General features: G+C 69.9%; 6 protein-coding genes. 2 read left to right on the top strand and 4 right to left on the bottom strand.

Annotated features, from left to right (window positions below):
• Positions 1–552: 552 nt before the first annotated feature.
• Positions 553–804 (bottom strand): SCO4848 family membrane protein, encoded by a 252-nt coding sequence (locus tag Vlu01_RS27215; protein ID WP_204004970.1) that lies wholly within the window; start codon positions 802–804, stop codon positions 553–555.
• Positions 805–872: 68 nt separating this feature from the next.
• Here Vlu01_RS27215 and Vlu01_RS27210 point away from each other — a divergent pair, with 68 nt between their 5' ends.
• Entirely contained in the window at positions 873–1,415 is a 543-nt protein-coding gene (locus Vlu01_RS27210; RefSeq protein ID WP_204004967.1) for a hypothetical protein, read from the top strand.
• 17 nt (positions 1,416–1,432) lie between these two features.
• On the opposite strand, the gene Vlu01_RS27205 is transcribed toward Vlu01_RS27210, so the two are convergent.
• Genes Vlu01_RS27205 through Vlu01_RS27195 form a run of 3 tightly spaced genes read right to left on the bottom strand, consistent with a single transcriptional unit; the run spans position 1,433 to position 7,888 of the window.
• Complete coding sequence (locus tag Vlu01_RS27205; RefSeq protein ID WP_239096164.1) at positions 1,433–2,311, bottom strand: DUF6406 domain-containing protein; 879 nt, start codon at positions 2,309–2,311, stop codon at positions 1,433–1,435.
• Complete coding sequence (locus Vlu01_RS27200) at positions 2,308–3,150, bottom strand: DUF6406 domain-containing protein (RefSeq protein ID WP_239096163.1); 843 nt, start codon at positions 3,148–3,150, stop codon at positions 2,308–2,310. Before Vlu01_RS27200 ends, Vlu01_RS27205 begins: the two co-directional genes overlap by 4 nt.
• Positions 3,151–3,178: 28 nt before the next feature.
• Positions 3,179–7,888 carry a C2 family cysteine protease gene (locus Vlu01_RS27195; protein ID WP_204004965.1) on the bottom strand — a complete coding sequence of 1,570 codons (4,710 nt, stop codon included), beginning with the start codon at positions 7,886–7,888 and terminating at the stop codon, positions 3,179–3,181.
• A gap of 96 nt (positions 7,889–7,984) precedes the next feature.
• Between Vlu01_RS27195 and Vlu01_RS27190 the strand changes: the two genes are divergently transcribed.
• Positions 7,985–8,220 (top strand): hypothetical protein (locus tag Vlu01_RS27190; RefSeq protein WP_204004963.1); only part of this gene is annotated, 236 nt, incomplete at its 3' end.

Here is an 8,220-nt window from a genome sequence, read left to right as displayed (position 1 = left end):
ATCAGACAACCCACAAAGAGCCACCATCCGGGGCACCACACCCGACCACAACCGCACCGGGCACTTTTACTACGTTACCTCACCGTCTGCGGCGAGTCAAACCGCGTTGTCCCGGTCTGTCACGCTTCAGGTGGTTCGGCACCCGTGATCGAGCGCAGCGGTTGCCCGCTTGACTCGGTCATCGGATTTGGCAGGCCGGCCGCTGCGGTCTCCCGCACGCTCGCCCGGTGCCCTGCCGGTCGTCAACCTTACCCGGTCGGTTCCGCCCCACCAAATCCGCCCCTCGGCGGCTCGGTGAAGCCCCACCCGGCCGTGTCCACAGAGGACTGCATCCTCCGCGTACCCGGTGCCTCCCGGAACTGAGCGTTAAGGCTTTCGCCCTGTTTGCCCTCGTTCCGCGTTGGCAGAGAGAAAGTTACGCGTCCGACGGATTGATCGTCAAATCGGCGCGGCGCGGTCCCCGTCACACCCCGGGGCATCCGAAGCTCGGGGCGACCTACTCGAACGCTTCACGGCTCAGCGAGGCACGGTGACCAGGCGGTGGAAGCTGGTTCAACGCGTACCGCGTCGGAGCGCCCGCCACCCGCGAAGGCCCAGCAGCCCCACGGTCGTGCCGATAGCCAACGACGCCGCGATGAGCAGTGCGTGCACCCAGAGGAAGTTGGTCGCTGGCCAGTCCCCGACGATCTCGCTCGACCAGGACCTCGGGTCGTTCCAGATGGCCACCGCGAACCTCGGCCAGATCACCCAGGTCCAGAGCCCGACCCCGGTGAGGAAGACGGCCCAGCCGCGTGACAGCACCATGGTCGGCGAGTATGCCAGCGGCTGTACCGGGACGTCGGCGGAAGCGTCCGATCGGTACGGTGGTTCGCATGAGCCTGCTGCTGAGCCGCACCAACGCGGAGGCACACCTCTACATGGATCTGCACCCGTGTGCCTGCGGGGAGACGCGTTTCCCTCGGGAGAGTGCGGTCGTGGCACTCGCCGATGGTGACCTGGCCAGCCGATACTCGGGTTCCTGCGCGGGGTGCGGCCAGGAACGGGAGTTCCTCTTCCGGCTGCCGCCTGCGGCAACCTCGGCCGGCGGCGGGTTTCGCTACGGCGGGGACGAACCCTCCCAGTTGCTCGACCCAGGAGAATGGCTGCTGGTCTCTGACGCGTACGCCGGTCAGGTGCCAGCCGACGCTGGGGGCGGCGAGGCCGGGCAGCGGGCACGCGCCGCGCTCACCCGGGCTGTGGCCGCGCTCGACGAGGTCGGCAAGTTCATCCCGCCTGACGGCGCCGTGGTCCCAGCGAGCGCCTTCACCACTGACCGGGGCCGGCAACTGCACCAGCGCGAACCCGGTCGCTTCCGGCGAGACCGGCTCACCGCCGTCCGCGACGCGTACGCCGGAATGCTCGCGCGGCTCGCCTGAGGGAGTGCACTCTTCGCCTACCTCGATCCGCGTTCGTCGTTGCTGGTTCCCGTCCCAGCAGCGGGCGGAAGGATCCGTGCCGGTGGAAGTTCTGCCTCCTCGGTCGGAGTCAGCCGCCCGATCAGCTCCCATATCGAACCGGCCACCGCACGTAGGGCCTGTTCGCGGCCCAACCCGGCGGCCGGACCCGGTGGGCCGACGAGATCAAACTCGTGCAGGAAGTACACCGTCTCGTCGCCGGTGCTGCTGGTCGAAACCACCAGCAGTCCACCGGACGGATTAGCGATCACCAACCAATCTGGCGACAGCCAGAAATCTCGGTGCGCGCGCTGGGCGTGCACCAGGTCGAACGGTGGCTGCTCGGGGTGTGCCCCGAGCAGCGGCCTCTCCGGCAGCAGGGTGAAGGGTATGCCCGGGATGTGATGCTCCGTCTCCGGCTGCGCGCCGTTGGTGCGACCGAGCCATTCGCGGAAGCCGATCGGCAGCCTGGCACCGAGAGCTACCTCCAACGACTGGAGTTGGATCTCCTCCAATTGGCCGTAGGGCCGTAGCCGGGCCGGCTTCCAGAGCCGGCCGATGGGCGGATCCAGCACCTCGTTCTCGTCCACCCGACGGACGGTGACCGTCCACTCGTCCGCACTGGCCATGTCCAGATCTGCGAAGCGCCAGATCTCCTCACCCACCGGAATGGTTTCACCGAGCGTGACCTCGTGGGCCGAGTCCTCTCCGCTCGTCGAGGGCATGACGATGATCTCGGCCCGCACCGGAGTACCGACGTCGACCCAACTCACCGCGAACCGGGCTGAGCCGATACTCGTCGTCGTGTTGTTCCGGACGGTGGCCAGATGGGTGAACGAGCGCACCAGTTCTCTCCCGGCCCCCCGCACCTCGCTCATAGCTGCCCGTTCTCGTAGTTGGCGGGATCGGTGAACGTCCCGGGCGGGTGGATCTGTGCGGGAGGAAGATGGTCCAGCTCCATCGGGGTCAACCGGCCGATGAACTCGTACATCGACCAGGCCACCGCCCTCAGCTTCCGCTCCCGGGCGGCCGCGGCGGCCGGGCCAGCCGGGCCGACCAGGTCGAACTCGTTCGCGAAGTAGACGCTTTCGTTGCCCAACTCCGCCGAGACGACAAGTAGTCCACTGACCGTACTGGCGATGACGAGCCAGGCCGGCGAGAGCCACAGGTCCCGGTGTCGACGCTGGGCGTGCACCAGGTCGAACGGAGGGTATTCAGGGTGCACGCCGAACAGCGGACCCGACGGAAGCAACGCGACAGGCATCCCCGGGATGTGGTGCGGCACCTCGGGTTGCGCGCCGTTGTTCCGCCCCAGCCAGTCGCGGTAGCCGCGCGGTAGCTGAGCCCCGAGCGCGGTCTCCAAGGACTGGAGTTGGGCCTCGTCGAGCTGGCCATAGGGCCTCAGCCGGGCCCGTTTCCACAGCCGGCCGGTCGGCGGTTCCATCACCTCGTTCTCGTCCACCCGACGGACGGTGACCTTCCAGTCGTCCGCGCTGGACATGTCCAGATCCGCGAAGCGCCAGGTCTCCTCGCCTACTGGGAAGGTCTCCCCGAGCGTGACCTCGTAGGCGAAACTCTCGTCGCGCTGGAATGGCATGACGATGATCTCCGCACGCACCGGTGGTCCGACGTCGACCCAGCGCACTCCGAACCGGGCCGGCCCGACAGGCGTCGTCGCGTTGTTCCGGACGGCAGCCACATGAGTAAACGAGCGCACCAGCTCTCTCCCGGTTTCTCAGGCACGATCAGGTGTCCAGCATGTCGTACAGCACCGGCTCGGCGGGTAGCAGGAAACCGAGCACGTCGCGGGCGATCCGTTCGGCCTCCGCACGATCCACCGGTGCCGGAGTCGCCTGCGCCAGCACCACGCCGCCGGCCGCCCAATGCAGCGAGCGTCCCGGGCCGCCGACCTCGGAGACCATCAGGCCAGCCACGCTACCGCCCTCGCCGAGCAACGCGAAGTAGCTGATTGCGTACTTCTCGTCATCAAGGTGCGTGCGCCCAAGGGTGCGCGGCGACGACGGTTTAGTCAGCGATCCGGGCTGATCGATCAGCGGAGAGCCCGGGCTCGGGACGGTCAGCGAACGGTTTGCGATCTGCTCGATGGATGTTCGGGGCGATGGCACGATTGGCTGGACTCTTGCTGCAGGACCACTACCCGCCAAAGGCGGCGGCAGGGCGGCAGCTGGTGACTGCTCCAGGTGCGCGCACTGCGGCCCCATCAGGTCCAGCATCGCTCGCAGCGGCATCGACGACGGATGTTCCGTGTTCCATGGGTTACGTAGCTGTACCTGACCGTTCTGCACCACGACGATCTCATAGACATGCTTCGCCTTCAGCCCATACGGCAAGACGCTGAGCCCGGGATAGCTCTCCTTGGGCCAAGTCGCGATGGTGATCGGGCTGCCCGCCGCGAGCAGGGTCGCCAGGTATCGCTCGACCTCTGCCTCTCGACCCGGCCTCGTATCCAGTGGCGTCTGCCGGGCCGGCAGGCCGGTGAGCTGGGTGAGCAACTCGGCCTGCATCAGCGGAGTGCTGCCGACGTTGAGCCGCGCGTAGCCCACCGGCGCGGCACGGTGCGGATCGTCCTTGCTCTCCCACCCGCGCCACTCGCGTTGCCACTGCTCGTGACGGTCCTTGGTCCAGGTCCTGTCGACCGCAGCGAGCGCCTTCTCCAACACCGCTACCCACCCGACGCCGACTTCTGACTGGTCGGCGTACGCGGCCCAGGAACTGCCGGCATGAACTGGGACATCGGGCCGCACGTTGATCCGGATACGCCGCCCGGTGGCCGTCGACTCGTCCCCGCGCAACACACTCTCGTGCAGCAGGACGTCCACCGTGCCGTCCGGTTTCGGCTCGAACAGCCGAGGAATGCTCGCCGGTCGATGCCCGGCGAGGGCCGCCATCGTGGCCAGCATCCCGCAGTCGCCCAGCAAGCCCTGCTGCACCTGCGTCCGTGCGGGCGGGCCGTCGAGGAGCGGTGCCGGCTGGCCCGTTGCCGGGAGCAGGGAGTTGCCGTACTCGATCGGATACTCAGGATCTGGATCGGGCAGGGTCACCCGGTCGGCGACCACAGCGATCTCGCCGGCGCTCACGGTCGGGATGACCTCGGTCTCGACGTCCGGGTCAGGCGGCATCATCGCCCGTAGCGCCTCGGCGAGCGCCGTCGGCACCAGTCCCATCCGCCGCGCATCGGACAGGTAGTGGAAGCTGTGCGTGGTGAGTACCGCCATGGCGGCAGGATTCGAGCCGTACTCGACGTTGAACGTGGCGTAGGTCCGGGTCCTGTCCTCCATCGCCAGCGCGTTGCGGCCGGCCGGGGTGTTCAGGTCGTACGCGGGGGCCGACGCGTCCAGGGCGAATTCGGGGGCACCTTCGAGGGTGTACGGGCGCAGGTCGAAGCGGCCGGTCAGGTCGACGTAGATGCCCTCGGCGGCGAGCCGGTCGGCGAGTCGTGGATCGACCTGGCGTACCTGGTCGAGCAGGTTGGGCGGCAGGCCGATGAGCTGCCCGGCAAGGGCGGGCATGCGGGGCAGCGAGGACTGGCTCTGCTCCCCGTGCACGGCCAGCTCCCGCAGCTTCGCGGCCAGGTCGGCGGCGGGCGGTGGTTGGAAGTCGGGAGCGAGCCGACCGCGGTAGTCGATCGCGCGGAATCGCTCGACCGCTGTCTGGTTGGGGTTGAAGGCCAGGGCGTCGGTCACCGCCTCCGGTGTGATCACCGGCAGGCTCAGCTGCATCACCTGGGTCCACACCTCAGCGGGAAGGACCGCCAGTCGCGCGGCTACGTCGGGCGTACCCCAGCGGAGACCCAACCGGTCGACCAGGGCGTCGATCTCGGCTCGCAGGGCGACCCGGGTGGCGGGATCGACCTGTGCGTACCCGGCGGCCAGCAGGCGCAACTCGGCCAACCGGCCCCGGTCCCGGGCCGTGAGGCCGGCCGGATCGATCGGCACCTCGGCGGCGCCCTGGTCGAAGAGCCCGACCTGAGCGTCACCGGTCTCGTGCCGGGCCAGCAGTTCTGCGGCCTCGTGCACCATCGCGCGGTCGACCACCCAGTCGGCCGCGCGGTCGGAGACGGTGAGGGTGAACGTTCCGTCGAGGTTGCGGATGGTCTGCGCCACCACGCCATCGGCGAGGGTGCCGGCGGTGACCTGGACGCGCAGCGGTGTCAGTCCGGCCGCACGAATCTCGAAGACGTCCGGTCCGACGGCAGTCACCTGATCGGCACCGATCGGCTCCGCCAAGGTCGGTAGCACCGACCGCGCCCGGTCCACCACCGCCGGGGCGTCGGCGACCGGACGGCCGTGGCCGTGGAACTCGGAGTTGGGCAACGCGGCCACCGTGCTGCGTGCCGGCTCGACATGGGCGTACCAGGGGCTCATCAGGTCGAGGAAGGCGCGCATCGGCATCGGTGCCGGGTGGCGGGAGTTCCACGGGTTGCGCAGCTGCACTTCGCCGTTGGCCACCGACACGATCTCGTACGCGTGCCCCGCGACCAGCCCGTACGGTGGCTTGCCGCCCGGCTGGGCAGCGTAGGCGCTGGCCGGGCGCGTGCCGGTGATCAGCGGGCTGCCGGCAGCCAACAGGGCTGCCAGTCGCGTCTCGGCGTCGGCCTCCCGGCCCGGCGTCGGGTCGAGCTCACTGACGCTCGTCGGCAGGCCGGTCAGCTGGCTGAGCAACTCCGCTTGCACCAGGCGGCTGCTGCCGTTGTCGAGCCGGGCGTAGCCGAGCGGGGCCGCCTGCGCGGCGTCCGCACCCGGCCGGGCGGTCCACTGCTGCTGCCACTGGTCGTGACGCTGCTCGGTCCAGGTTCGGTCGATCGCCGCGATCGCCTTCTCCAGCAGCGACGCCCACGACGCCCCGACCGCGGACTGGTCGGCGTACGCGCTGTGTCCGTTCGAGTTCGGGTGCAGGGGCACATCCGGGAAGACGGTGACCCGCAGTTGCCGACCGGTCGGTGTGATCGTCTGGCCGGGGCCACTGGTCTCGTGCAGCACCACGTCGACCGAGCCGTCCGGGTTGGGGTGGAACATCTGCGCGACGGTGTCCGGCAGGTGACCGGCGACCGAGCCGATCACGGCGATCATGCCGCAGTCGCCGAGCGCTCCCTGCTGGACGTCCTCCCGCTTCGGTGGTCCGTCGAACAGTGGTGGTGGTTGCCCGGTGCGGGCGTCCAGCGCTTGCCCGTAGACCGGGCCCGACTGACTGGCCGACTCCGGTGGCAGGGTCACCCGGTCGGCCGCGACCCGGATCTCTCCGGACGATTCCTGCGTCGCGGAACTCTCCGCGGTGGCGACGGTGGTTGTCGGTGCCGGAGTGATGCTGCGCAGTGCCTCGGTCAGGACGTCCGGTACCAGCCCCATCCACCTGGCGGTTCCCTGGTAGTGGAAGTCGTGCCCGCTGAGCAGGGCCGCTGCCTGGTTGCCCTGGAGAGCACGTAGCGTGGCGCGGGCCCGCTGCCGGTCCTCGTGCAGTTGGGCGCGCCGTCCGGCCTCGGTGGTCAGGTCGTAGGCCGGGCGTGCCGCGCCGAGATCGACGGCGGGCACGTTCGGCACCATGTACGGACGCAGGTCGTAGCGACCGGTCAGGTCGACGTAGATGCCCTCGACGGCGAGCCGGTCGGCGAGTTGCGGATCCACCGCCCGGATCCGGCCGAGCTGCGCCTGGGGGATGCCGACGATCTGCCCAGCGAAGGCGGGCATCCGTGGCATACCGGACTGTGCGTGTTCGGCCTCGGTCGCCAGCTCCCGCAGTCGGGCGTCCAGGTCCGCCTGCTGGGGCACCTGGAAGTCCGGAGCCAGGCGGGCCCGATAGTCGATCATTCTGATCCGCTCGACCTCGGTGAGGGTGGCGGCACCCGCCAGCACCGTGGAGACCGTGTCGGAAGTGATCGACGGCACGCTGAGCTGCATCAGGTGCGCAAGCACGTCACGCGGAAGGAGCGCCCACCGCGCCCGGACGTCCGGGTCGCCGACGCGGAGGCCAAGGTGCCTGGCGAGAGCGTCGATCTCGGCGCGCACGACGGCTCTGGCGGCCGGGTCGGCGGCGGCGTACGTGGCGGCGAGCAGTCGGATCTCCGCCATCCGCCCGTGGTCGTGAGCGGTCAGTCCAGCCGGGTCGATCGGGCCCTGGACGTTGCCCGGCTCCAGCGGGCCGACCAGGGCCCGACCCGACTCGTGCAGGGCCGCCAGCTCGGCGACCTCGTGCGCGAGCGCCCGCGCCACCACCTGGTCAGCAGCCCGGTCGGACACGGTGACGGTGAAGGCGCCGTCCGGGTCGCGATGCGACCGGGCCACCATGCCGTCGGCCAACGGGCCGCTGGTCAGCCGTACCGTCAGGGGGTGCTGGCCGGCGGCGCGGATCTCGAACAGGTCCGGTCCGACCGGGACCACCGCGTCCACCTGGGCGTACTGCGCCACCTGCGGCAGCGCGTGCCGGGCCAGATCGAGCACCGCCGCCGGGTCGGCGACCGGTCGGCCCAGACCGTGGAAGGTGGAGTTCGGAACGGCACCGGCGGTGATCGAGTCACCCGTCGATACGCTGGCGTCATGGCCACGTCCGCCGACCTCTACGCCGCCATCCTCGCCGACCCCGACGACCTCGACCTGCGGCGACGTTACGCCGACGCCATCGAGGCCACCGACCCGGAGCGCGCCGAGCTGATCCGCCTCTACCTGGCCAGGGAGTACGGCACCCGGGAGTCGCTGTTCCTGCACCGACGGATCCGCCACCGGCTCGCCGAGCCGGTCACCCACCTGCTCAAGGCGTGGCAGTTGCGTAACGG

Origin of the sequence: Micromonospora lutea, assembly GCF_016863535.1 — a bacterium.
GTDB classification, from domain to species: Bacteria; Actinomycetota; Actinomycetes; order Mycobacteriales; family Micromonosporaceae; genus Micromonospora; species Micromonospora lutea.
The sequence above is the reverse complement of the archived record's forward strand: the minus strand, read 5'-3'. Positions and strand labels throughout refer to the sequence as shown.